This is a genomic window from Limnohabitans sp. Rim8, from assembly GCF_943326455.1.
Classification (GTDB): domain Bacteria; phylum Pseudomonadota; class Gammaproteobacteria; order Burkholderiales; family Burkholderiaceae_C; genus Limnohabitans_A.
Genome location: NZ_CALPTI020000023.1, coordinates 1 through 22,883, shown reverse-complemented (window position 1 = coordinate 22,883; position 22,883 = coordinate 1). Strand labels below are relative to the sequence as shown.

The 22,883-nt window shown below is 61.2% G+C and carries 21 protein-coding genes; 7 read left to right on the top strand and 14 right to left on the bottom strand.

The genetic code is table 11. The annotated features are described in order from the left end of the window. Window positions 1-45 precede the first annotated feature (45 nt). The 4 genes from Q1M54_RS13580 (at window position 46) to Q1M54_RS13565 (ending at window position 3,656) form a co-directional block, all read left to right on the top strand. Window positions 46-1,296, top strand: a complete 1,251-nt coding sequence (locus Q1M54_RS13580) for an MFS transporter (protein ID WP_300558131.1) — start codon at window positions 46-48, stop codon at window positions 1,294-1,296. Window positions 1,297-1,443: 147 nt separating this feature from the next. Further along, window positions 1,444-2,394 (top strand): sulfurtransferase, encoded by a 951-nt coding sequence (locus Q1M54_RS13575; RefSeq protein WP_300558128.1) that lies wholly within the window; start codon window positions 1,444-1,446, stop codon window positions 2,392-2,394. 9 nt (window positions 2,395-2,403) lie between these two features. Next, window positions 2,404-3,477: a YeeE/YedE thiosulfate transporter family protein gene (locus Q1M54_RS13570; RefSeq protein WP_300558125.1), complete on the top strand. Its 1,074-nt coding sequence runs from the start codon at window positions 2,404-2,406 to the stop codon at window positions 3,475-3,477. 11 nt (window positions 3,478-3,488) lie between these two features. After that, window positions 3,489-3,656 (top strand): hypothetical protein, encoded by a 168-nt coding sequence (locus Q1M54_RS13565; RefSeq protein ID WP_300558122.1) that lies wholly within the window; start codon window positions 3,489-3,491, stop codon window positions 3,654-3,656. A gap of 36 nt (window positions 3,657-3,692) precedes the next feature. Here Q1M54_RS13565 and phnE read toward each other — a convergent pair whose 3' ends face one another. The 4 genes from phnE to Q1M54_RS13545 are packed head-to-tail and all read right to left on the bottom strand — an operon-like array spanning window position 3,693 to window position 7,172. Continuing rightward, on the bottom strand, window positions 3,693-4,526 hold the full coding sequence (gene phnE / locus Q1M54_RS13560; RefSeq protein WP_300558119.1) for a phosphonate ABC transporter, permease protein PhnE: 834 nt from the start codon (window positions 4,524-4,526) through the stop codon (window positions 3,693-3,695). Further along, entirely contained in the window at window positions 4,523-5,407 is an 885-nt protein-coding gene (locus Q1M54_RS13555) for an ABC transporter permease subunit (RefSeq protein ID WP_300558116.1), read from the bottom strand. Before Q1M54_RS13555 ends, phnE begins: the two co-directional genes overlap by 4 nt. Before the next feature lie 34 nt (window positions 5,408-5,441). Then, on the bottom strand, window positions 5,442-6,278 hold the full coding sequence (locus tag Q1M54_RS13550) for an ATP-binding cassette domain-containing protein (RefSeq protein WP_300558113.1): 837 nt from the start codon (window positions 6,276-6,278) through the stop codon (window positions 5,442-5,444). An 18-nt stretch (window positions 6,279-6,296) separates the two neighbouring features. Further along, a complete protein-coding gene (locus Q1M54_RS13545) occupies window positions 6,297-7,172 on the bottom strand; it encodes a putative selenate ABC transporter substrate-binding protein (protein ID WP_300558111.1) in 876 nt (291 codons plus the stop codon). Window positions 7,173-7,344: 172 nt separating this feature from the next. Here Q1M54_RS13545 and egtD point away from each other — a divergent pair, with 172 nt between their 5' ends. Further along, a complete protein-coding gene (gene egtD / locus Q1M54_RS13540) occupies window positions 7,345-8,313 on the top strand; it encodes an L-histidine N(alpha)-methyltransferase (protein ID WP_300558108.1) in 969 nt (322 codons plus the stop codon). Between the two features lie 7 nt (window positions 8,314-8,320). Here egtD and senA read toward each other — a convergent pair whose 3' ends face one another. The 5 genes from senA to Q1M54_RS13515 form a co-directional block, all read right to left on the bottom strand. Then, a complete protein-coding gene (gene senA, locus Q1M54_RS13535) occupies window positions 8,321-9,481 on the bottom strand; it encodes a selenoneine synthase SenA (protein ID WP_300558106.1) in 1,161 nt (386 codons plus the stop codon). A gap of 88 nt (window positions 9,482-9,569) precedes the next feature. After that, on the bottom strand, window positions 9,570-9,899 hold the full coding sequence (locus tag Q1M54_RS13530) for a P-II family nitrogen regulator (protein ID WP_300558104.1): 330 nt from the start codon (window positions 9,897-9,899) through the stop codon (window positions 9,570-9,572). 15 nt (window positions 9,900-9,914) lie between these two features. After that, window positions 9,915-13,004 carry a CusA/CzcA family heavy metal efflux RND transporter gene (locus Q1M54_RS13525; RefSeq protein ID WP_300558101.1) on the bottom strand — a complete coding sequence of 1,030 codons (3,090 nt, stop codon included), beginning with the start codon at window positions 13,002-13,004 and terminating at the stop codon, window positions 9,915-9,917. Window positions 13,005-13,018: 14 nt separating this feature from the next. Beyond that, window positions 13,019-14,194, bottom strand: coding sequence for an efflux RND transporter periplasmic adaptor subunit (locus Q1M54_RS13520; protein WP_300558098.1), 1,176 nt, complete (start codon window positions 14,192-14,194; stop codon window positions 13,019-13,021). 5 nt (window positions 14,195-14,199) lie between these two features. Further along, complete coding sequence (locus Q1M54_RS13515) at window positions 14,200-15,555, bottom strand: TolC family protein (RefSeq protein ID WP_300558095.1); 1,356 nt, start codon at window positions 15,553-15,555, stop codon at window positions 14,200-14,202. Between the two features lie 181 nt (window positions 15,556-15,736). Here Q1M54_RS13515 and senB point away from each other — a divergent pair, with 181 nt between their 5' ends. Beyond that, entirely contained in the window at window positions 15,737-16,699 is a 963-nt protein-coding gene (gene senB / locus Q1M54_RS13510) for a selenoneine biosynthesis selenosugar synthase SenB (RefSeq protein WP_300558092.1), read from the top strand. A gap of 6 nt (window positions 16,700-16,705) precedes the next feature. Here the strand turns inward: senB and Q1M54_RS13505 are convergent, their stop codons facing one another. The 5 genes from Q1M54_RS13505 to arsS are packed head-to-tail and all read right to left on the bottom strand — an operon-like array spanning window position 16,706 to window position 20,891. Continuing rightward, the gene (locus Q1M54_RS13505; RefSeq protein WP_300558089.1) at window positions 16,706-17,551 is read right to left on the bottom strand and encodes an MTAP family purine nucleoside phosphorylase; all 846 of its coding nucleotides are present in this window, start codon (window positions 17,549-17,551) and stop codon (window positions 16,706-16,708) included. Between the two features lie 2 nt (window positions 17,552-17,553). Next, window positions 17,554-18,522, bottom strand: coding sequence for a hypothetical protein (locus tag Q1M54_RS13500; RefSeq protein ID WP_300558086.1), 969 nt, complete (start codon window positions 18,520-18,522; stop codon window positions 17,554-17,556). Then, the gene (locus Q1M54_RS13495) at window positions 18,519-19,202 is read right to left on the bottom strand and encodes a TIGR04282 family arsenosugar biosynthesis glycosyltransferase (protein ID WP_300558083.1); all 684 of its coding nucleotides are present in this window, start codon (window positions 19,200-19,202) and stop codon (window positions 18,519-18,521) included. Before Q1M54_RS13495 ends, Q1M54_RS13500 begins: the two co-directional genes overlap by 4 nt. Further along, window positions 19,199-19,882 carry a TIGR04283 family arsenosugar biosynthesis glycosyltransferase gene (locus Q1M54_RS13490; protein WP_300558080.1) on the bottom strand — a complete coding sequence of 228 codons (684 nt, stop codon included), beginning with the start codon at window positions 19,880-19,882 and terminating at the stop codon, window positions 19,199-19,201. The genes Q1M54_RS13495 and Q1M54_RS13490 overlap by 4 nt, the downstream gene beginning before the upstream one ends. Window positions 19,883-19,889: 7 nt before the next feature. Continuing rightward, window positions 19,890-20,891: an arsenosugar biosynthesis radical SAM (seleno)protein ArsS gene (arsS, locus tag Q1M54_RS13485; RefSeq protein ID WP_300558078.1), complete on the bottom strand. Its 1,002-nt coding sequence runs from the start codon at window positions 20,889-20,891 to the stop codon at window positions 19,890-19,892. A gap of 166 nt (window positions 20,892-21,057) precedes the next feature. Here arsS and selD point away from each other — a divergent pair. Next, window positions 21,058-22,883, top strand: a 1,826-nt coding sequence (selD, locus tag Q1M54_RS13480) for a selenide, water dikinase SelD (protein ID WP_300558075.1), incomplete at its 3' end; no start/stop codon positions are given.

Sequence of the window (22,883 nt, the reverse complement as noted above, 5' to 3'; positions counted from 1 at the left end):
ACGGCTGAGACACACGCAGCATTGAGGCGCACAGATAATGTGAGGATGCCCGATGCGCGTCAGCACTCCCCGCAAGCCAAGGCACTGGGGCCTTTCAGTGTCTGGCTGTCGCTGCCTCAATTGATCACTTGGGGCAGTGTTTTCTACACTTTCTCATTGCTCATGACGCCTTTAGAGGCTGAGCTGGGCATGGGCCGGGCCGAGTCCTCGCTGGCTTTCAGCTTGGCGCTGCTGGCCGAAGGCCTGATGGCCTACCAAGTGGGCCGTTGGATCGATGCCGGGCACGAGCGGCGGGTGATGACGCTGGGCTCATTGTGGGTGGGCTTGGGGCTGATGGTGCACAGCTTTGTGACATCGGTTGTGGGTTTTTATGCCGCCTGGATATGGCTGGGCTTAGGGATGGCGGCCACGCTGTACAACCCGGCGTTTGCCGTGGTCACACGGCGCTTTGCTCAAGACTTTCGGCGCGCCATCATCACCCTCACGTTTTTAGGTGGCTTGGCCAGCACGGTGTTCATTCCGCTGTTTGCGTGGTGGATGGAGCTGTGGGGCTGGCGGCAAGCGCTCTGGGCGTTAGCCGGACTGCAGTTTCTGGTGTGCATGCCTGTGCACTTCTGGGTGCTGCACGGGGCGCCACGCCCGCAGGTCAGCCATGCCGACCGCACACAGCCCGAGCACGCCGCACCCGCGGGCAAGCGGAACCCCGCCGTGCCCGTGCGCGAACACCTTCGCCACGCGCCGTTTTGGCTGCTGGCCTTGTTCATGGTGCTGACCATGTCGGTGACTTCAGCCCTGCCCGCGCACATGATCGCCTTGCTGCAAGAGTCGGGCCTGTCCACTGCTTGGGTGCTGGCCATTCCGGCGGCCATTGGGGTGATTCAGGTGCTGGGGCGCTTGGTGCTGTTCATGTTTGAGCGTTATTGGGATGTGCATGCCGCCAACCGCTGGATTCCGACCCTCATTCCGGCGGGAATCGTGGCTTTGCTGATCGGTGGTTTCAGCCCTGTAGCCTCGCTTTTGTTTGTGCTGCTTTACGGTCTGGGCAACGGCATGAACACCATCGTCAAAGGCACGGCCATGGCGCAGTACGTGAGCCGCGCGCATGTCGGGCAACTCAATGGCCTGCTGGGTTTGCCCATCGCCTTGGCCAGGGCCGCAGCACCCTTGATTTTGGGCCTGCTGTGGTCAGCGGAACATGGCTACAGCTTGGCGCTGTGGTGGCTGTTGGCGGCCAGCTTGATGGGCACGGCAGCCCTGTGGGCCGCCCAGCGCTCTGCTCTGAAGACACTGCGCTGAAGGTCTCTTTCAAGCCGACAAGGTCTTAGGTTCACCCTCGGCTTATATCTATATCGACATATATAACCAATTAAAAAATCGTTCCCATGTCTTTGGCGACTGACCACAATCGCGCCATCTTTCGACTTTTCATTCAGGAACGCCCCCATGAAACACATAACTGCCCTGGTTCTGGCCCTGTCGGCCACCGCCTTCTCTGCGTCCACTTTGGCCGCCCAACCTCTGCTCAGCCCCGCTGAACTGCAAGCCAAACTGTCTGACGCCAATGTGCGCGTGATCGACATCCGAGACCCCAAATCCTATGCGGCCAACCACATCCCTGGCGCGGTGAGTGCGCCTTATGGCACCTGGCGCGGCCCGGCCAGCAACCCGGGGGAATTGCCCGGTCTGCCCAAGCTGACCACCTTGGTACAAAGCCTGGGCCTGTCCCCCAGCACCCATGCGGTGATTGTGTCCAGCGGTGCAGATGCCACCGACTTTGGGGCCTCGGCCCGGGTGTACTGGACACTCAAAGTGCTGGGCCTCAAAGAGCTGTCGGTGTTGAACGGCGGCGTGAAGGCTTGGGCCACCGCAGGTTTGCCGCAAAACAACCAAGCCGTCAAAGTAGCGGCCAGCAGCTTCCAGCCGCAAATCGACAAGAGCCTGGTCGCCACCAAGGAAGAGCTGGTGGCCCGCGTCAAATCGGGTGACGCCGCCTTGATCGATGCACGCCCGGCCGAATTCTTCAAGGGCGAGACCCGCCATGTGGCCGCCAGCGTGCCCGGCACCTTGCAAGGCGCGGTGAACGTGGAGCACGACAAATGGTTTGCCCCCGGCACCTCGACCTTTTTGAACACCGAGCAGGCCCAAAAAGTGGCGGCTACCAGCCCCATCGATCCGGCCAAAGAGACCGTGTCCTTTTGCAACACTGGCCACTGGGCTGCGACCAACTGGTTTGCCATGTCTGAAGTGCTGGGCCAGAAAAACGTGAAGCTCTATGCAGGCTCGATGGTGGAATGGTCCAAAGACGCCAGCGGCCTGCCCATGGCCAATGTGCCCAGCCGCCCCAAGCAACTGATGATCGACGCCAAATTTTGGGCCGAGAAAACCTTCAAATAAATTCAGGACATGAAACGCCTTCCTTTGGCGGCCTTGCTGGCCGCCTTTTTCATCTTTTTAGCGCTGTCCGTGTCCATCCGGCAAGCCGTGCTGATGCTGGTGGGCGTGGGCATGGGCTCAGCTTTGGCAGGGGCTCGCTTTGGTTTCACCACCGGCTGGCGACAACTCATTGAACAACGCAACCCGCAAGGCGTGGTCGGCCAAGTGCTGCTGCTGGCCCTGGCCAGCTTGGCAGCCCTGCCGCTGCTGGGGCAATTTTCTGAACTGCACGCGGCCCTCGGGCCACCCAGCGTGAGCTTGCTGGTGGGGGCCTTCGTGTTCGGGCTGACCATGCAGATTGCCGACGGCTGCGGCTCGGGCAGTTTGTACAAAGCGGGCTTGGGCGTACCGCTCAACATGGGCATCTTGCCGCTGTTTGCACTGGGCAGCTTCTTGGGCTCGGTACACCTGGACAGCTGGCTGTCGCTGGGCCAAATGGCCCCGGTCAGTTTTTCAGCCAGCCTGGGCACAGGCGGCGCTTTGGTCTTGACGCTGGCTTTGCTGGCAGCCGTGCTGGTGGCCGTGCGCCTGTGGGTGGGCGCGGGCCAAAACTGGCTCGACAAACGCTGGGTCTGGGGCGCGGTGGCGCTTGCCGTATTGGCCACCTTGAACTTGTTGCTGGCTGGGCAACCATGGGGCGTGGTGTATGGCTTTGGCCTGTGGGCGGCCAAGATTTCGGTGGCGCTGGGCGCGTTTGAACCTGCCGCCAATGCCTTTTGGGGTCAAGCCGGCAACGCACAACGCCTGACGCAAACCGTGTTCATGGACGTCACCACCATCACCAACATCGGCATTCTGGGCGGTGCGCTGTGGGTCTCGGCCAAGTCCCCAGCCGGCAGCAAGCCCCTCACCACGCAGCAATGGGTGATTGGCTTGGTGGCAGGTTTCGTCATGGGCTACAGCTCACGACTGGCTTTTGGTTGCAACATCGGCGCCATGCTCAGTGGCATCTCGACTGGCAGCCTGCACGGTTGGTTGTGGGTGCCCCTGGCTTTTGCGGGCACGCTCATTGGCGTGCGCGTGCGCCGCCACTACCAATTTTGAAGGAGCACCGCATGAGCCACACACACAAGTTGCAAGCGGTTTTTTGGTTGGTCCTGAGCGCGTTTTTGGCTTGGGACTTTCTGGCCTCCGACCCGGTGGACCTGCGCAACGAACCACCCCTGATCGCTGCAGGCTCCGGCCAGGCGAGCAGCGGGGGGCATTGCTCGATGGCGAAGTGAATCAACTGCGCCTGAACGCCACCGTGTCTGAGCGCATCAACGTGTTAACCAACGCCGCGCTGCAAAACTGAGCGCATCGACACAGGCCACCATCAACAGCATCGCGCCCAAAATGGTGGCCGTTTTGTTCATGTGGAACAGGCCCATATGGAAAGACAACATCTGGCCCAAACCCCCAGCACCCACCACGCCGAGCACGGCGGCCGCGCGGATGTTGTTCTCCCAGCGGTACAGCGTGTAGCTCATGAGTTGCGGCAGCACCTGGGGCAAGGTGGCGTAAAAGAACACACGCATTGGCCCTACGCCTTGGGTGCGCAAGGCATCACCCGGCCCGGTGGGTATGTTCTCCATGGCCTCGGCAAACAAGCGTCCCAGCACCCCGCTGGTGTGCAGCGCCAGCGCCAAGGTGCCGGCCATGGGCCCCAGGCCGGCCGAAATCAACAGCAACGCGGCCCACACCAATTCAGGGATGGCGCGCAGGGCATTGAGCAACCAGCGCGTGGGGCTGCGCAGCCAAGCCGGGTCTTGTGCGGACATGCGGCTGGCGGGCACAGCCAGCGCCAAGCCCAGCGCCGCCGCCATCACAGTGCCCAAGGCCGACATGGCCAGGGTTTCCCAAGCGGCCCATGCCACTTTGTTCAAAAACACGGGCGACAAATCGGGCGGGAAAAATTCCGCCACAAAGCGGCCCATGCTGCGTGCGGCCTCCATGGACGCAAAAGCAGCCCAGTCCAAGTCCAGCGACACAAAACTGGCCACCACCAGCAGCAGCAAGGCCGCCGTGAACCAACAAGCGCGGCAGCGGGCGTCAAACAAGGGTGGCGGCAATTTGTAGGGCGGGTTGGCCGCTTCACGTGCAAAAGACTTCATGCCAGCGCCTTTCGCAACCAAGCGCTCACGCGGTCCGCCAGCGCCACCAGCGCAATGAACACCAGCAGCAAGGTGGCGACTTCGCCGCCGTTGAACATCTTCATCGAGTTGTCGAGCTGCTGGCCCAAGCCGCCCGCGCCCACAAAGCCCAGCACCACCGACGAGCGGATCGCGCATTCCCAGCGGTACACCGTGTAAGACGCCAGCTCGGCCGCATGGCTGGGCAGCAGCGCATAGACAAAAGCCTGCAGGCGTCCGCTGCCGTTGCGCATCAGGGTTTGGGTGGCGTGGCTTTCGCCGCTTTCCAAAATTTCGGCATACACCTTGCCCAACATGCCACCATAGGTCAGGGCAATGGCCAGCACGCCCGCTGTGGGGCCCAGACCCACCACGCGCACAAACACCAAGGCCCAGACCAACTCGGGCACACTGCGCAAGACGATCAAGGTGGCCCGCACGCACCAACGCACCGCAGCAGGCCAGCGGTCCATGCGGCCGGACAAGGCCGATAGCGACAACACGCGGGTGGCCATCAGGCTCAATGGCACGGCCAGCACCAGCGCCAGCGTGACGCCCGCAGTGGCCATGGCCACGGTGCGCCAGGTTTCGCGCACCACCATGTCGATGAATTCGGCGTTGTGCACCAGCGGCCAAAAGCTGGCCACAAAGTCGGCCGTGACCTTGCGGTTCTCAGGCGCCCACAGCACCCAAAGTCGGAACTCGGTGGCCACGCCCAATGGCCACAGCAGCACCAGCGCCAGGCTCAACCAGAACACCCGAGATAAAAACGCCGGATCTCGCGAGGGCGCACCCGAACGCGCGCTGGCCGGTGGCAGCCCAGGGGGTCGCGCATCGGGTATTCGAGAAACGGTGGCAAACATGTCGCGTGCGTGAAGAATCAGGTCGCAGGCCGCGTCAGCGGCAATGCATCACAGCCGGCGCAGGCGTTGCCGTGGCCAGCTCGTCCACACTGATCGGCGCTTCGCCGCGCAACTCGTGTTCGTGCTGGTCATACAGGTGGGCCAAGTGCTCGCGGCTGACTTGTGCAGACGGCAAATCAAAAACCAGCTGCCCGTCGCGCAAACCCACGATGCGCGGGAAATGCGCCAAGGCCATGTCCACCTGGTGCAAGGTGGCCACCAGCGTGACTTGGCGCTCGGCCGCCAAACCCACCAAGGCCGTCATGGCCATGCGGGCGCGCATCGGGTCAAGGGCCGACAGCGGTTCGTCGATCAACCACAGGTTGGCCGGGGCCAGCAGGGCGCGGGCCAGGCCCACACGCTGGCGCTCACCGCCCGACAAGCGGTCCACCCGTTCGAACAATTTGTCGCCCAGGTCAAAGTGCGTCAACGCTTCGTAAGCCGCCGGGATGTCGGATGGATAAAAAAGTGAGCGCAGACTCGCCCACCAACCCATGACAGGCAAGCGCCCGGCCAGCACCGAGGTCACCACCCGCTGACGCGGCGGCAAGGGGGGTACCTGCGGGGCCAAAAACAACTGACCACGCAAAGCGCGCAACGCGCCAGGCGATTGCGTCCAGGGGTTCACGCCCGACAACTGCAACGTGCCCTGCGTGGGCCGCTGCGCGCAAGCCAACACCTGCAGCAAGGTCGTCTTACCCGCGCCCGAAGGGCCGATGATGGCCACCTGTTCGCCAGCGCCCAAGCGCAGGTTCAGCGCACGCAAGGCCGCTGGCGTACCCGGCAGGGCGGCCGGGTGGCGCGCCTCCAAAGACTGCAGATCAATGCTCACTGCGCAAGGGCTCTGGTTTTAGAGCAAACCCGCACTGCGGGCTGCAGACTCCAGGCCCTTGTAGTTCTCGGGCGTGGTGGCGATGTAGCGGGTGGCGCGGTTGAGCTTCAAGATCTCTGCGTGCTCAGGGTTGGCGGGGTTCAGGGCCAACAAGGCGGCCTTGATCTTTTCGCGCAAATCGGCGGGCATGTCGGCATGCACCGACCAGTTGTAGTTGAAGTAAGGCGCGGTGGTGAAGAACACGTTCACGTCTTGCGTGTTGACCTTGTTTTCGGACACAAACTTACGCCAAACCGTGATGTCCAGCGCAGCAGCATCGACCTTGCCACTGACCACCGAGGCGATGGTGGCGTCGTGCGCGCCACTGTAGGCGATGCGCTTGAAGTCTTTTTCAGGGTCAATGTTGGCTTGCAGCAAAAAGCTGCGCGGCATCAGGTGGCCCGAGGTGCTGCTTTGCGAGCCAAACGAGACCTGCTTGCCTTTCATGTCGGCCAAGCTTTTGATGCCCGAGTTGGTCTTGGCGATGAACACCGATTGGAATCGGGTGTCCTCTTCGCGCTGGGCGATGGGCACGATCTTGCCACCCGAGCGGATGCTCGCTTGCACAAAGGTAAAGCCACCAAACCAGACCACGTCCACCTTCTTGTTCACCAAAGACTCCACCGCAGCGGGGTAATCGGTCACGGGCGTGAACAACACCTTCATGCCCAGCTGCTTTTCCAAGTAGTTGGCCAAGGGCGTGAATTTGCGCACTTGCTCGGTGGCGGCTTCTTCAGGAATGGTGGTCACGCGCAGCGTGGTTTGGGCTTGTGCCGTCGATGCCACATTGGCCGACAGTGCCAGCAGGCCGATAAAAACGCTGGACAAAATGGGGGAGAGAAAAGCTTTGAACATGGTGCCCTTGCAAAAAAACAAACAAACTCGATTACAACCTGAATTCAAGACGCTTGGCGTCGATTGCGCGAAACAACCCCGAAGAGCAAGACGCTGATCGACCCCAAAACAAGGACCAAGGACTTGTTCCTCCCCCAGTGACACCCGCAAGATCTCTGACCTAACATACCTCATGAGCACCACCCAATTCATCCAGCTTTACCAGCACAACGCCGTTGCTGTGGCGCAAGAACTCTTGCAGGGCTTGAGCGCCCCACAGGCCTTCACCTCGCCCAAATACCTCTACGACGCGTTGGGTTCGCGATTGTTCGAAGCCATCACCGAGCTGCCCGAATATGACCTGACGCGCACCGAGGCGCTGCTCATGCGCCTGCACAGCGCTGACATGGCGCAGCACTTGCCCACAGGTGCGTGCTGGGTGGACCTGGGTGCCGGCAACTGCGAAAAAGCCGGGCGTCTCCTGGGCCCTATGCAAGCGGCCCGCTATGTGGCGGTGGACATTTCGGTGGACTTTGTGCGTCAAGCCCTCGGCAGCCTGCAGCGGCAGCACCCGGGCCTGGCCATGACGGGCTTGGGCACCGACTTTTCTGGCGGACTGAATTTACCAGACGCCTTGGACCTGGACCCGGCGCAGCCACGGGTGTTGTTTTACCCGGGCTCGAGCATCGGCAATTTCACGCCCGATCAGGCCCTGGACTTTTTGCAAAGCCTGCACCGCGCTTGCGGTACGGCCATGGGCAGTGGCTTGCTGATCGGGGTGGATTTGGTCAAGGATGCCGCCGAATTGGAAGCCGCTTACGACGATACCTTGGGCGTGAGCGCCGCTTTTGACCTGAACTTGCTGCTGCACATCAACCGCTTGGTGGGCAGCAACTTTTCGGTGCGCGACTGGCGGCACCTGTCGCGCTTCAATGCGGCACAGTCGCGGGTCGAGATGCACCTGCAGGCACGTCAAGCGGTCACCGTGCAATGGCCAGGAGGCGAGCGCTTGTTTGCGGCAGGCGAGACCATCCACACCGAAAACGCCTGCAAATGGACGGTGCCAAACTTTGAGGTCTTGCTCCGCTCAGCAGGCTTTGCCAGCACCCGCGTCTGGACCGATCCAGCCCAGCGCTTTGCGGTACTGTGGGCGCAGGCCTGATGGCGCTTTAAAGCGCCACCGAGCGAAAGCCCGCGAAGATATCGCGCCGCTCGGGCACAAAAAAGTTGCGGTACCGCACATCGACCAGATGCTGCGACGTGGCCCGGCATGCGCCCTTGAGCACGCGGTGACCCTGCCACCATGGCTCTGAATACTCGCGGTAAGGATGGGGCACAAAACCCGGGTAAGGCGCGAAATCGCTCGACGTCCACTCCCACACTTGGCCCCACACAAAACCCTGGGTGTTCGCAGCGCAGGTCCACTCAGCCTCGGTGGGCAAGCGCCTGCCAGCCCATTGGCACCACGCCTGGGCATCCCATGCATTGACATGCACCACGGGTGCGTCCATCGGCATCGCTTGCCAGTGGCCAAAGACTTGGACCTGCCAATCACCTTGCACCAAGCGGACATGGGGTGGCAGGGCGTAACCCGTTTCTTGCAAGAAGGGCAGGTACTGCGCCCACGTCACGGCCGTCGCATCGATCTCGAACGCCGCCAAGGCCACCGCGTGTGCGGGGCATTCGTTGTCAAAGGCAAATCCAGGTCCGGCATGGCCTAAAGTGCAGACTTGGGCGGGTATGGGCAAAGCGCGACTGGAAACAACAGGGCCAACTTTCTGCGCATGCCCTACACACACAGATTCCGGCAAAGCCACGCCCAAGTTTTGCGCCATGTAAACCGAAGCCTCGTTGTGCATGGCCTCGTGCTGCATGGCCAAGCGCCAAAAGTAAAGTGCCTCATCACTGGCATCCGGAGCAGCCCTCAAATGGGCCAGACTGTGCGCCTGCACATCGGCCATATAGCACTGGGTTTGTTGTAGCTCGGGCAGTGCCAGCGACCAGCGGCTGTCGTGCGCCACTTCACTGGAGTTGTAAAACGCATCGGCGTGGGGCAAGAGCGAAGCAGCAAAACCATTGCCCGAGGAAGCGCTGCGTGTGCCTTGGTAGCGCTGGCGGTTGCGCACCGTCCACCATTCCTGAAACCAAGCGATGTGGCCCCACTCCCAAAGCGGCGGATTCATTTGAGGTGAAAGTGGAACCGACAAATCGGTCACCGCCGACTGCCATGCTTGCATCAAGCCCAGCGTCCGCTGCCGGGTTTGTGACAAAGCCGCTTCTAAGGCTCTGATGCCATCTGTGCGCAGCGTGTTGACGTAAGGCCCTGTCAAGATAATCTGAAATGGGGTGCGTGAACAGTAAAGATCACAAAGCGAATAAAGTCAAAAAATACCAGCCATTGCCAAATTCAAAGCGGTCTCAAGCCATGGGCTCACCGTTGCGAACCCGGTGCACAGAGGCCACGTCCAGCACCCACACCAAGCCATCGCCAAAATTGCCAGTGCCGCAAGAGGTCACGATGACATTGCGAATGGTTTCCACCATGTCATCTGGGCACAGCACACACACCATGTACTTCTCTGTGAAATCGGTCAATTCGTCGCGCACAGTGCGCTTGTCGATCGAGGCTGGGGCCGTGAAGCCCTGGGCACTGAACATCGACATGCCCGGAAAATTAGGGATCGCACGCAAGGCTTCTCGCAAGCGTTCACGGCGATTCGGGCGAATGATGGCTCGTACTTCTTTCATCAACTGTCTCCAAATTTAAGCTTCTTGTGGCACGTCGTCGAACCACCTGTAGAGCGCCGGCAAAACGACCAGTGTCAGTAATGTAGAGGAAATCAAACCCCCAATGACCACCACGGCCAAGGGGCGTTGAACCTCTGATCCTGGGCCCGTGGCAAACAGGAAGGGCACCAAGGCCAGGAGCGCCACCGTGGCGGTCATGAGCACAGGTCGAAAGCGTTGAACGCAACCCTCGCGTACCGCAGCAGCAACCGACATGCCGTCTTCGCGCAGTTTGCGGATTGAGCTGACCAGCACCACGCCATTGAGCACCGCAATGCCCCACAAGGCGATGAAGCCCACCGAGGCAGGCACACTGATGTACTCACCCGACACAAACAGGGCCAAGATGCCGCCAATCGATGCAAACGGCAAAACCAAGATGATCAAAGTGGCCAATCGGACCGAGTTGAACAGCATGAACAACAAGAAAAAGATGGCCACGATGGTCAGCGGCACGATGATGGTGAGCGTTTCCATGGCGCGCTCCATGTTTTCAAACTGACCGCCCCAAGACAGGTAATACCCATCGGGCAAGGTCAATTCAGCATCGACGCGTTGCTGCACCTCTTGGACAAAGCCGCCCAAATCTCGGCCACTCACGTTGGCGCCCACCACCACGCGGCGCTTGCCAAACTCACGGCTGATAGTCGGTGGGCTGTCCAGCAACTCAATGCTGGCCACGGCCGACAGGGGAACCAAAGTGCCATCCCTGGTTTTCAAGGTCGTGTTGCGGATGGCCTGAATCGAATTGCGGTTTTCTTGTGGGTAGCGCACCACAATGGCAAAGCGCCGCTGACCCTCGTACAACTGACCGACTTCGTTGCCGCCAAAAGCGGTTTCGATCAGGTCGTTGACATCAGAGACATTGATGCCATAGCGGGCAATCGATTGACGGTCGATTTCAATCGTCAAGGTCTGCTGCCCCGACAAGCGCTCGACACGCAAGTCGATCGCCCCTGGCACGGTGCTGGTGATGCGCGCGACCTCTTCAGAGATGCGCTTGAGCTCGGCCAAATCATCGCCAAACACCTTGATGGCCAACTGCGAACGCACGCCGGTCACCATCTCGTCCACCCGCTGTGCGATGGGTTGGTTCATGATGACCTGCACACCCGGCAAGACCGCCAAAGCTTTGCGAATGTCTTCTTCAATCTCGGTCTGGGTGCGCCCGGCCTCGCGGTCGATCACCACAATCGGATCGGATTCGTTGGGCCCAGCTGGATCGGCCAAAGACTCACCCCGGCCCAGCTTGGCCACCACCGATTTGACACCGGGCACTTGCGAGACAATTTTCATCGCCTCGTACTCCACTTTGAGCGATTCCTCGAGTGAAATGCTGGGCACCCGAACGATCTGAGGAACGATGTTGCCTTCTTTCATGGTGGGGATGAAGCTTTTACCCAGCAGAGGAAACAAAGACAAGGAGCCGACCAACAAAGCCACGGCAATCGTGATCGTCTTCTTTTCAGCGCCCAAGGCCAAATGCAAAACCGTCAGGTAATGGCGCTTCAAAAAGGCGATCGGCTTGGTGTCGTGGTCGCTGCCGCCGCGCAACACATAGCTGCACAGCACAGGTGACAAAAACAGCGACACGACCAAAGACACCGCCAAGGCAATGGCGATGGTCAAAGCCAAAGGCGCGAACATCTTGCCCTCCATGCCCGTCAAGGTCATCAAGGGCAAGAACACCAAGATGATGATGGACATGCCATAGACCGTGGGCTTGGCGATTTCATTGGTGGCTTCCAAGATGGTTCGCAACCTGGACTCTCGACTGCGGCCAGCTTGCCCCAACTTGTGGAAAACGTTTTCAACCACCACCACCGTGCCGTCCACCATCAGGCCGATCGCGATGGCCAAACCCCCGAGCGACATCAGGTTGGCTGAAATGCCCAACTGGTTCATCATCATGAAGGTGACCAAAGGCGTGATGACGATGGTGGCCACCACCACCAGACTAGAGCGCACATCGCCCAAAAACAACAGCAAGATGATGATGATGAACACAATGCCTTCCAACAGCACTTTGGTCACCATCCACAAAGCCGAATCCACCAACTCGGTGCGGTCGTAGAAGGCTTCGATTTGCAGGCCACCGGGCAGCATGCCCTTTTGGTTGATTTCATCCACCTTGGTCTTGACCCTGCCCACCACCTCTTTGGCGTTGGCGCCGCGCAGCATCATCACGATGCCGGCAACCGCTTCGGTCTCGCCATTTCGAACGATGGCGCCCTGACGCACAGCAGCGCCCACTTGGACCTGCGCCACATCGCGCACGAACACGGGCACATCACCCGACTCTTTCAAGATGATGTTGCCAATGTCCTCGGCGGTTTGGATCAAGCCCACGCCGCGGATCAGGTACTGCTCTGCAGACGATCGCAGCAGACCGCCCCCCGAGTTGGCGTTGTTGCGCTCAATCGATTCGAGCACCTCGCGCAAAGACAAACGGTAGTGGCGCAGGCGGTCTGGGTTGACCAGCACCTGAAATTGTCGCTCCAGACCACCCATCGAGTTGATCTCGGCCACGCCCGGAATGGAGCGCAGCATGGGGCGCAGCACCCAGTCTTGGATGACGCGGCGCTCCATCAGTTCGCTGTCGGAAAGCTTGCGCTGGCCATCGTCCGGATGGACCAAGGTGTATTGGTAGACCTCGCCCAATCCGGTGGAGACAGGTCCCAAAACCGGGACTACCCCGTCAGGCATCTTGGGGGTGACTTCGAGTAAACGCTCCATCACCAATTGGCGCGCAAAGTAAACATCGGTTTTGTCGGTGAACACCAGGGTGACCAGTGACAAACCCGCACGGTTGAGCGCGCGCATTTCGGTCAGGCCCGGCAAACCGGTCATGGCCACCTCAAGTGGCATCGTGACAAAGCGCTCCACCTCTTCGGGCGAACGGCCAGGCACCTCGGTGGCCACCTGAACTTGCACGTTGGTCACATCGGGAAATGCGTCTACGGACAGGCGCATGGCGGCGCGCCCGCCAAAACCGAGCAACACAAGCGCCACCACCACCACCAGCAAACGCTGGGTGAGGGCGGCGCGGATCAAAGACTTCAGCATGGGGTTGCTCCTTGTTACTGAAGTTCAGCGCGCTTGCGCTCGTTGTGCAAATGGAAAGCTCCCTCGACCACCACCAGATCGCCCAACTTGAGGCCACGGATCACCGGGCGCAAATCGTGTTGTGCGGGTGCCAATTCGACCGGGGTGAACCGGTATGTGCCTTCGCCGACTTTCAGATACACATGGTCACGGTCACTTTCGCGGATGACCGCGTCGTTGGGGACCACCAATTCACTGGCGGCCTCGCCCCGGATGCGCATGGTGGCCAGCATTTGGGGCTTCAGGTCACGGCTGAGGTTTTCCACCTGGGTGCGAAACGGCACCGTGCGCGTCTCGGGTGACACAGCGTCGCCCACATAGATGATTCTTCCCGACAACTGGCGGTTGCCCAGGGCCGGTACTTCGATGTCCACCTGTTGGCCGATGCGCACCGAGCGCGCGGTTTGCTCTGGCAAAGCACCGCTCACCCAGACGTTGCCCAAATCGGCCACGGTAAAGAGGTGGTCACCGGGTTGCACCACTTGGCCATTGCTGATTTTTCTCTCCAGCAAAACGCCAGATTGGGTGGCCAAGATGGGCGCGTGGGATTGCAAAGCGCCTTGGTCACGCAGCGCCTCGAGCGGAGCACCTGAAATACCCAACAACTTGAGCTGGTCGCTCAATGCGCGCATTTCGGCGCGGGCCACCGACAACTCAGACTCACGGCGTTGCAGCTCGGCCGCACCGATCACATCGGCTTGGAAAAGTTGGCGCGCACGGTCCACGGCACGCTCGGCCAAGCCCGAATTGGAGTGGGCGCGCAAGAAGGCCATCTGGGCTTGTGTCAACTCAGGGCTGGCAATCCGCGCCAGGGGTTGGCCCGCCTTGATGCGGTCACCGACCTCTACCAACAGCTCGGTCACACGGCCGGTGACCGAGGCGCCGATGCGCGTCACTTGACGTTCATTGGCCTCAATTCGGCCAGGCACTTCTTGGATCGGAACCAGGATGCTCATGCGCACTTCGCCCGCCACAAACCGGCTGGCCATAGAAGGCTCGACCTTGATTTGCAAGGGATCCCCTGCGGGTTTGGCCACCTCGGCCGCCACTGGCGCAGAGGGCTTGCCACAGCCTGCCAAAACAACTGCGCTCAAAACAGCGGACAACAGCAAGACACGCGTGCCCACGAAAGATCGGACATGGATGGACATAGGTTTCATTTCACGGATGGGTTGGAATCGGCGGCGTAGCGGCCACTGAGTTGAACAAGGGTGATGCGGGCGACTTGCATCTGGTAACGGGCCTGCAACAGGTCGGCGCGCACGCTGCGCAAAACACGTTGGGCGTCCAGCACATCCAGAATGCCACGCTCGCCAAAACGGTAGGCTGCTTCAGCCACACGCAAGGCCGACTCGGCTTCGCGAACAACGCCTTGGCTCAAGGCCTCGACCCGCAGGCGAGACATTTCAAGAGACCGCCAAGCCAACAGAATTTGTTGGGTCATCTCGGCTTGTCGGCCCTCATAGCGTGTACGCGCCCTTTCAAGCTCCGCCACCGCCTCGGCAATGGGGCCACTGCGTTGATCCAACAAGGGGATCTGCACGCCGATGCCCCATTGAGATTGGCGAACCTGAGGGTCTGACATTTGCGAATAACGCAGGTCCACCGAGGGCATCACACTGGCACGTACAGCTGCCAAACGCGATTGGGCACGGTCCAACTCGTGCTGCAGTATCCTCAACTCGGGGTTGAACTGGCTGGCACTGGCTTGCAATTGCTCCAGGGTTTGGTTGAGCGCTCTTTCGCTGGGGGTGGGCGACTTGAGCTTCCAGCGGGCAGGCAGCTGACCGGCTGCCAATCGGTTGATTTCAAGCAGCGTGTTGTCGGCGCGCAAGGCGGCGGTTTGCTGGCGCTCGCGGGCATTGATGACTTCGGAGTCGGCTTTGATCAGTTCATAGCGCGGCGCCTCACCACTGCTGACCCGAACGCGCACGCGCTGCTGGACTTGCTCCAACAAGCCCAAAGACTCTGCTGCAGCTTCGGCTTCGCCTTGGTGCAGCAAGGCTTCAAAAATTCGCATGCGCAATTGCGCCAACAAATCGTTGCGCACGTTGGCACGCTGCTGTTCGGCGCTGGAAACACCGGCTTGGGCACTGTCAATGCGCGCCCTGCGCAGCTGGGGGTTTTCGATGGGCTGCGTGAAAGTCCAGCTTTGGCTGGAAGCAGAGCCCGAGCCCAATTGTTGCCAAGGCCCGCGTGACAAGTCGATGCGCGGGTTGAGCAAAGCACCGGCCGAAGTGACCGATGCCCGAGCAGCGTCGACGGACTGGCTGGTGGCCCGCAGCAAGGGGTTGAATTGAAGGACCAGGGCCTCCAAACTGGCCGTGTCAAATTCTTGCACCTCGGCCGCACGGTTGGGGCCTGTGGTCTGCGCTGCGCTGGCAGTGCTGGTTGGGGTGGCGGCCAAAGCCGGGATGGCCCCTGCGTAAACGACCACCGAGATGGCCAAACACGCCATGGTGTTCAAAGAATGCCTGTGCAGTGGCAGCGGTGCGCGCCTAAAGCGAATCATGAAATGGTCCTGGGTATGAAAGAATCGCAAACAAGTTCGATATTCTACAAAAAACGGAACGATTAAAGAATACATTCAGATTTATCCGAAATTCAAAGGGGGAATTGAACACAAAAAAGGTAGTTTTATCCAAAGCCACTGCTCTTGACTGCGTTTCAGAGTGCTCGGCTATAAACAGACCATGAATCCCCTGCGCATCGTCATCGTCAGCCCCGCCTTGGCGGACGCCAACAACGGCAACTGGCAAACCGCGCGCCGCTGGCAGCGTTTGCTGCTGCCGCACCGCGCGCGCATCGTGCGTCAGTGGCCTGACGCGCAGGCAGAGGATGACAATCTCATGCTGGCCCTCCACGCCCGCCGCTCGGCCGACTCGATTCAGACTTGGCATGCCCGGCATGGCCAACGCGGCTTGGGGCTGGTGCTGACCGGCACCGACCTGTACCGCGACATCGCGCACGACCCGCAAGCGCAGCGCTCTTTGGCCCTGGCGCATTCGCTGGTGGTGCTGCAAAGCCTGGGCGTGCAAAGCCTGCCCAGCGAGCACCAGGCCAAGGCCCGCGTGATCTTTCAGTCAACCGGCACGCGCCAGACCCTGCCCAAAACCTCGCGCCACCTGCGCGTGCTCATGGTGGGCCATTTGCGCGAAGAAAAAGACCCGCTGACCCTGATGGCCGCAGCGCGTCTGTTGCCCCCAGACGCGGGCGTGTTCATCGACCACATTGGCGCTGCGCTCGACCCAGCACTGGGCCAAGCGGCTGAGGCCACGCAGGCCCAGTGCCCGCATTACCGCTGGTTGGGAGCTGTGCCCCACGCCCAAACCCTGCAGCGCATCCAACGCGCGCACCTGCTGGTGCACTGCAGCCGCATGGAAGGTGGCGCGCATGTGCTGATGGAGGCGATGTGCAGCGGCTCGCCCGTGCTGGCCTCGCGCATCGACGGCAATGTGGGCCTGCTGGGCGAAGATTACGCAGGCTACTTCGAGCCCGGTGATGCGCACGCATTGGCCAACGCCTTGTTGGCGCTGCGCACAAATACCCCAGCGCTGAAGCAACTCCAGGCCCAGTGCGCTGTGCGCGCCCCTTTGTTTGCGCCTGCAGCCGAGCGCGCCGCTTTGCACCGCTGGGTAAAAGCGCTCAGCGGGTGAGGCCGCTCAGCGCCGCAGCACCGACAACCACTGGGCCTGCTCGGGCGTGAGTGCCGCATCGGGCGTGAGCATGGCGCTGGCCAGAGCCTGGCGACTGGCCGGGTCGGGCTCGGGCAAGGGCTGCGACAGCAAGGCATCGAGCACCTGCGCGGCTTTGCCCAAGGTCTTGCCATACAAATCAAAAATGCCAGACACGCTGACGTGCTGCGCCGGATCGTCCAACCAGCAGTCGTAGTCGGTGACCAGGCCCACGGTGGCGTAAGCCATCTGGGCTTCGCGGGCCAAGAAAGCCTCGGGCACATTGGTCATGCCCACCAGGTGGCAACCCGCTTGGCGCAGGAAATGGCTTTCGGCCTGCGTGCCCAGACGCGGGCCTTCCACGCAGGCATAGGTCAGGCCCCGGTGCACCGACAAGCCGCAGCGCTGCGCGGCCTGAGAGACGGCATCCACCAAACCGACACTGACGGGCTTGGCGGTGGACACATGGGCAGCCACGCCTTGGCCAAAGAAGGTGCGTTTGCGCTGGCCACGGGTCCAGTCAAAGTACTGCTCGGGCATGGCCATGTCGCCGGGCTTGACCTCCAGGCTCAAGCTGCCCACGGCTGAAAATCCGAGCAACTGCGTGGCTCCGGCTTGCTTGAGGGCGAAGATGTTGGCCCGGTAGTTGACCTCGTGCGGCAGCAAACGGTGGCCGCTGCCGTGGCGCGCCAAAAACAGCACCTCTTGGTCGTGGTACTGCCCGCGCAGCACATCGCCCGAGGCCTGCCCAAAAGGAGTGATGCCTTCGATCCGCTGCGTGATGCGCAAGCTCGGAAGTTCGTAGAGGCCGGTGCCTCCGATGATGGCCAGCATGTTCAAGTCTCCCAACGAATGACATCGGCTTCACGGTAGGCCGGGCCTGCCGCAATGCGCGAAAAATAAGACGCGTGTGCGTCGGAACCCTCGGGCCACTGCTGCAAAAAGCGCGCTTGCGCTGCTGCCGCAGGGGTCTCGATGGCGATGGCTTCGAAGTGCAGGCCGTGGACTTGCACCGTGCAGCGGCGCTGCGGTCCCGAGAACGCTGTGCGCGCGATGCGCGTGAGCAAGCCCGCCGCATCGCCTTGAAAGTTCGGCATGCCCGCCGCGCCGTTGTTGAGCACCCAGGCACTGCGGGCACGGCCGGGCACGCTGAACTGCTGAAACACCGGCAAGCAGGTGTGGGTGCTGGCAAAGACGTCCACTTGCGCCCGCTCGAACCAGCGCCGCACCAAGGGCAGATGTGCGGGGTCGCGCAAGTGTTCTTGGGCAAAGCCCCAGCCAGCCAAGGACTGTGCGTCGCCGTGCACCAGACCCACGCGCACATCACCCACCCTCGCCACGCGCCACATGGGCAAAGCGGCCAGCTGCGCGCGCTGCTCGGGCATGGTGGCCGTGCGCAATTGGTTCAAGATGCGGTTGGAGCGCGAGACCACGTCTTGACCCACCCAGTCGGGGTAGGCGCAGCCGCAGCCGGCCTCGGGGTCAGGGTCGTCTTGCGCCAATTCGGTCTCGACATTGCCGCGCAAAGCCACATGCGACAAGACCGCCGTTTGCACCCGCGCGAAGATGGCCGGGTCGATGTCAAACCAGTGAAAGTCACCGTTGAACACCAGACGCTTGCGGCCGGACTCTTGTTCAAACAGGCGCAGCACCTCGTGGAGCGCCAACTCGTTGCCATACAGACCACCCACCACATACAGCGTGTCCAGATCGGTCAACTGCGGGTCGGGGGCTGAGTTGAAAACGTCGGGGCCGTATTGGTAGTGCAGGGGGCAACTGCGGCCTGCTTGGGTGTTTGGGTTCATGGATTTGAAATGGCTTTGAGCAAATCAGATCGGCTAGGCCAATCAGGCGGCAAATGGTGCAAATCGGTGGGTTCGTCCATGTCATATATCGGCGCCAGTTCGAACCAGCGAACACCGGCTTGATGGGCGCGAATCCGGGTATCGGCCATGACGCTGGCCGTGCTCCAAACCATGCCCTCGAACAGCTCAGGTACTGGCTGGCGCAAGCCCACCAGAGCGTAGCCCCCGTCGTGCGCGGGCACAAACACGGCATCGTGCGTTTGCAAGCACTGTGCCGCTTGCTGCAACACCACAGCATTCAGACCCGGAGCATCTGTGCCCATGAGCAAGACCGCCGCATGTTGCGACAAACCGCGCACCAAAGCGCGGTGCATGCGTTGCCCCAAATCGCCATCGCCTTGAACGCTCAGAGTCAAATGGCATGGGACCTTGGGCACGGTGGGGGTTTGCGTCAGGTCTTGCGTCAGTTTTTGTGCCACCGCAAAAGCCGGGTGCGTGCCGTCGGGGCTGACGCACAGCTCCAGCGCATTCCAAGGCACTTGCGCTGCTTGCTGTACCGCATGCAGCAACAACTGCTGGGCCAGATGCGCCGAGCCTTCCGCCCCCAAGGCCGGGATCATGCGTGTTTTGACTTGGCCGGCGACAGGGGCTTTGGCAAAAATGATCAATGCTGTGCTCACCGGTAATCCTCAGCCAAAACGTGCGCAGACTCTCCTCGCCAATAACGCCAGCGCAAAAGCCACATCAAGGCAATGGTGCGCCACACACCGCGCTGCTCCCAGCGCCGCCCGGAGGTGATCACCCGCTCGCGCAGGCAAGCTGGTGCGCCAAGCACGCGCAGTCGCTTGGAAATTTCAATGTCTTCCATCAAGGGCTGCGGCGCAAAGCCGCCCACCTGGTCGTAGGCCTCGCGGCGCATGAAGAGGGCCTGATCGCCCGTGGCAATCCCGGTCCAACGCGAGCGCAGGTTCATCATCATGGCCACCACCGACAGCATGCGCGGCCGCCCGTCGATGCGCACATCAAAGCGCCCCCAAGCGCGCCCTTGGGCCAAGGCCTTCAACAGGTGCACATCGGCCCGCTCAGGCAAAGTGGTATCAGCGTGCAGGAACAGCAATACATCGCCCCAGCCGAGTGCAGCGCCAGCGTTCATTTGGGCCGAGCGTCCGCGCGGGGACACGATCACGGCATCGGCGCTCGGACGGGCCAGGGCCAAGGTGTCATCTTGGCTGCCACCGTCCACCAGCACCACGCGAGCGCCACGCTGGCGTACAGGTGCCAAAGCGCGCAATGTAGCTTCAATGCCTTGAGCCTCATTCAGCACGGGCACCACGATGCACAAAGAGGACGACGTGGGCAAGGGCATCTCAAGCCGAATGCGCCATGGCCGCTATGGCCTGTTTGTCTTCCAAAGCGCCCCCGCAGCTGCTGCCCTGACCCGCGGTACAGCCGTAGCAGTGGTCTGCGATGGCGATCGTTTGACCAGCGACATCCAAGGTCAACAGGTCTTCAATGCGGGCCGGCTTGGGCCCAGACAGAGGGCTTGCCATGCCCAACATTTGGTTGAAGTCGCAGTCGTACAACTGGCCCTGCCAATCCACACTGATGAGCGTTCGGCACATCACCGTGTCCAGGTTTTCAGGCCGGTAGGCGCTGCGCAGCAACTGCATGTAAGTGGCAAATTGACCTTTGCTGACCAAGGTGCTGCCGAAACGCTGCACCGGCATATTGGTCAAGGCAAACAGGTGGTTGAACCGAATGCCGAAATGCGCCAGCAGCTCGCGCTTGTAGTCAGCCTCCAAGGCTTCTTGGGGCGGCGGCAAGGAAGGGCCCTGGGGGTTGTAGACCAAGTTCAACACCAACTCGGGGTGCGATGCTTGGCCATAGCCCAAGGCATTGAGCTGCTGGAGACCGGCAATGCTGCGCTCAAACACACCGTCACCCCGTTGGCGGTCCACGTTGGCCGGTGAATAACACGGCAAGGAAGCCGTGACCTCGACTTGGTGGTCGGCTAAAAATTCGGCCAAACCCTCTTGGCCGGGCTCACTCAAGATCGTCAGGTTGCAGCGGTCAATGACCCGCACACCCAAAGCACGCGCACGCACCACCAATGACCGAAAGCCGTCGTTGAGTTCGGGCGCTCCCCCAGTGAGGTCAAGGGTCTGAATGTTTCGGCGCGCCAACACTGCCAACACACCATCGATGGTGACCGCATCCATCATCTCTGTGCGGTTGGGGCCTGCGCCCACATGGCAGTGCAAGCAACTTTGGTTGCACTTGTAGCCCAGGTTGACCTGCAAGATGTCAAGGGTTTTGCGCTGTATGGCTGGGAAGTCGGTGGCCTTCAAAAGCGGAAAGGTGGGGTGCATGAAAGGGGGTTCCTGGTCAAAATGGCTTGATTCTGAATTCAATACGTTACATCAGATCAAAAAGTGACAGTTGCCCCTACTTAATCTGGTGGCACACTTGAGCGGTGGCTGTGATCCCAGCAGCCGGGCACCACTGGGTGCATGTCAACCCCTGGACCTTTTGAGAATGCAATCTACCCCTCAACCCGTGCTGCGTGACCTGGTGTTGGTTGGCGGCGGCCACAGCCATGTGGGCGTGCTGCGCATGTTCGCCATGCAGCCTGAGCCAGGGGTTCGCCTCACGCTGATCTGCAGCGACATCGACACGCCTTACTCTGGCATGTTGCCGGGTTACATATCAGGGCATTACAGCTTTGACGAAGTGCACATTGATCTGGGTCGTTTGTGTGCCTTTGCGGGTGCACGCTTTTACCGCGATGCGGTGGTGGGCATTGACCGCCAAAACCAGCGTGTGATCTGCGCCAACCGGCCACCGGTGGCTTACGACCTGTTGTCCATCAACACCGGCTCGACGCCCCAAGTACAAAACATCGAAGGCGCGCAAGCGCTGGCCACACCGGTCAAACCGATTGCACAGTTCAACCAGCGCTGGCTGGCCCTGCTGGACAAGGCGCGCCAATGGCCATCCCACCGAGGACGCATGACGATCGCGGTGGTGGGTGGCGGCGCGGGTGGTGTGGAACTGGTGTTGTCCATGCAATACCGTTTGCGCCACGAGCTCAAGGCCTTGGGGCGCAACCCAGAAGACCTGAAATTTGTGCTGTTGACATCCGGTGAGTCCATTTTGCCCACCCACAACCCGGGTGTGCGCGCACGGTTTGCACATGTGCTGCAAGAGCGCAATGTCGAAGTGCATCCCCATGCCGAAGTGGTGCAAGTCTCGCCCGGTTGCCTGCACACGCGCGATGGGCGAACCTTTGACGCCGATGAGACCATGTGGGTCACGCAGGCAGGTGGCCCGGCTTGGTTGCAAAGCACGGGGCTCGCTCTGGACGCGCAAGGTTTCATCTTGGTCCACCCGCAATTGCAGTCTTTGAACGACCCTTTGGTGTTTGCCGCAGGCGATGTGGCTTCATTTGTCGATCGCTCCCTCGAAAAAGCCGGCGTTTTTGCGGTGCGCATGGCCAAGCCCTTGGCCGCGAATTTGCGACGCAGCTTGCGCGGACAAAAATTATTGGCCTATAGCCCGCAACGCCACTGGCTGGCCCTGATTTCAACCGGCAACCGCTATGCCGTGGGTTCACGCGGCTCATTGGGCTTTGGGGGTGATTGGGTCTGGCGGTGGAAAGACCGAATTGACAGAACTTTCATGCGGCGCTTCACTGACCTGCCCGCCATGCACAGTTCAGGTCACCCGTCCCCAGTGGCCCATGTGCGCCAAGCGCTGGACACCCTTGGCCAACTTTTCAAGAACCTTCAAAGTCAAGGCAAAGCGTCCACCTCGCGTTTGAGTCTGACGTCCGAAGAGTCGCTTCAAGCCATCTCGGCCATCGCCATGCGTTGCGGGGGCTGCGGTGCCAAAGTAGGCGCCAACATTTTGTCCCGCGCACTGGGCAGCTTGCAGCCTGTCGAACGTGAAGATGTGTTGATTGGTCTGCACTCGCCAGACGATGCGGCCGTGGTGCGCGTGCCGCCGGGCATGGCGGTGGTGCAGACGGTTGACTTTTTCAGGGCATTCATAGACGACCCCTACCTGTTTGGCAAGGTGGCAGCCAACCACGCTTTAGGCGATGTGTTTGCCATGGGAGGCGAGCCGCAAACAGCCACCGCCGTGGTCACCGTGCCGCCGGGTCTGGAGAGCAAGGTCGAAGACCTGCTGACCCAGATGATGGGCGGGGCCATCGAAGTGCTGAACGCCGCAGGCTGCGCCCTGGTCGGTGGTCACACGGGCGAGGGCGCAGAGCTGGCTCTGGGCTTTGCCATCAACGGCCTGATCGATGAAAAGATGGAGAGCGTGATGCGCAAGGGCGGCATGCAGCCGGGCGATGTGCT

What these genes read in the sequence shown, in the direction of transcription:
- Q1M54_RS13575 (WP_300558128.1), top strand. Translation starts at nt 1,444, where the DNA reads ATGAAACACATAACTGCCCTGGTTCTGGCCCTGTCGGCCACCGCCTTC.
- Q1M54_RS13520 (WP_300558098.1), bottom strand. Translation starts at nt 14,194, where the DNA reads ATGTCCATCCATGTCCGATCTTTCGTGGGCACGCGTGTCTTGCTGTTG.
- Q1M54_RS13545 (WP_300558111.1), bottom strand. Translation starts at nt 7,172, where the DNA reads ATGTTCAAAGCTTTTCTCTCCCCCATTTTGTCCAGCGTTTTTATCGGC.
- senB (WP_300558092.1), top strand. Translation starts at nt 15,737, where the DNA reads ATGAATCCCCTGCGCATCGTCATCGTCAGCCCCGCCTTGGCGGACGCC.
- Q1M54_RS13525 (WP_300558101.1), bottom strand. Translation starts at nt 13,004, where the DNA reads ATGCTGAAGTCTTTGATCCGCGCCGCCCTCACCCAGCGTTTGCTGGTG.
- Q1M54_RS13570 (WP_300558125.1), top strand. Translation starts at nt 2,404, where the DNA reads ATGAAACGCCTTCCTTTGGCGGCCTTGCTGGCCGCCTTTTTCATCTTT.
- arsS (WP_300558078.1), bottom strand. Translation starts at nt 20,891, where the DNA reads ATGCACCCCACCTTTCCGCTTTTGAAGGCCACCGACTTCCCAGCCATA.
- phnE (WP_300558119.1), bottom strand. Translation starts at nt 4,526, where the DNA reads ATGAAGTCTTTTGCACGTGAAGCGGCCAACCCGCCCTACAAATTGCCG.
- Q1M54_RS13555 (WP_300558116.1), bottom strand. Translation starts at nt 5,407, where the DNA reads ATGTTTGCCACCGTTTCTCGAATACCCGATGCGCGACCCCCTGGGCTG.
- Q1M54_RS13580 (WP_300558131.1), top strand. Translation starts at nt 46, where the DNA reads ATGCCCGATGCGCGTCAGCACTCCCCGCAAGCCAAGGCACTGGGGCCT.
- Q1M54_RS13505 (WP_300558089.1), bottom strand. Translation starts at nt 17,551, where the DNA reads ATGCTGGCCATCATCGGAGGCACCGGCCTCTACGAACTTCCGAGCTTG.
- Q1M54_RS13515 (WP_300558095.1), bottom strand. Translation starts at nt 15,555, where the DNA reads ATGATTCGCTTTAGGCGCGCACCGCTGCCACTGCACAGGCATTCTTTG.
- Q1M54_RS13565 (WP_300558122.1), top strand. Translation starts at nt 3,489, where the DNA reads ATGAGCCACACACACAAGTTGCAAGCGGTTTTTTGGTTGGTCCTGAGC.
- Q1M54_RS13500 (WP_300558086.1), bottom strand. Translation starts at nt 18,522, where the DNA reads ATGAACCCAAACACCCAAGCAGGCCGCAGTTGCCCCCTGCACTACCAA.
- Q1M54_RS13530 (WP_300558104.1), bottom strand. Translation starts at nt 9,899, where the DNA reads ATGAAAGAAGTACGAGCCATCATTCGCCCGAATCGCCGTGAACGCTTG.
- egtD (WP_300558108.1), top strand. Translation starts at nt 7,345, where the DNA reads ATGAGCACCACCCAATTCATCCAGCTTTACCAGCACAACGCCGTTGCT.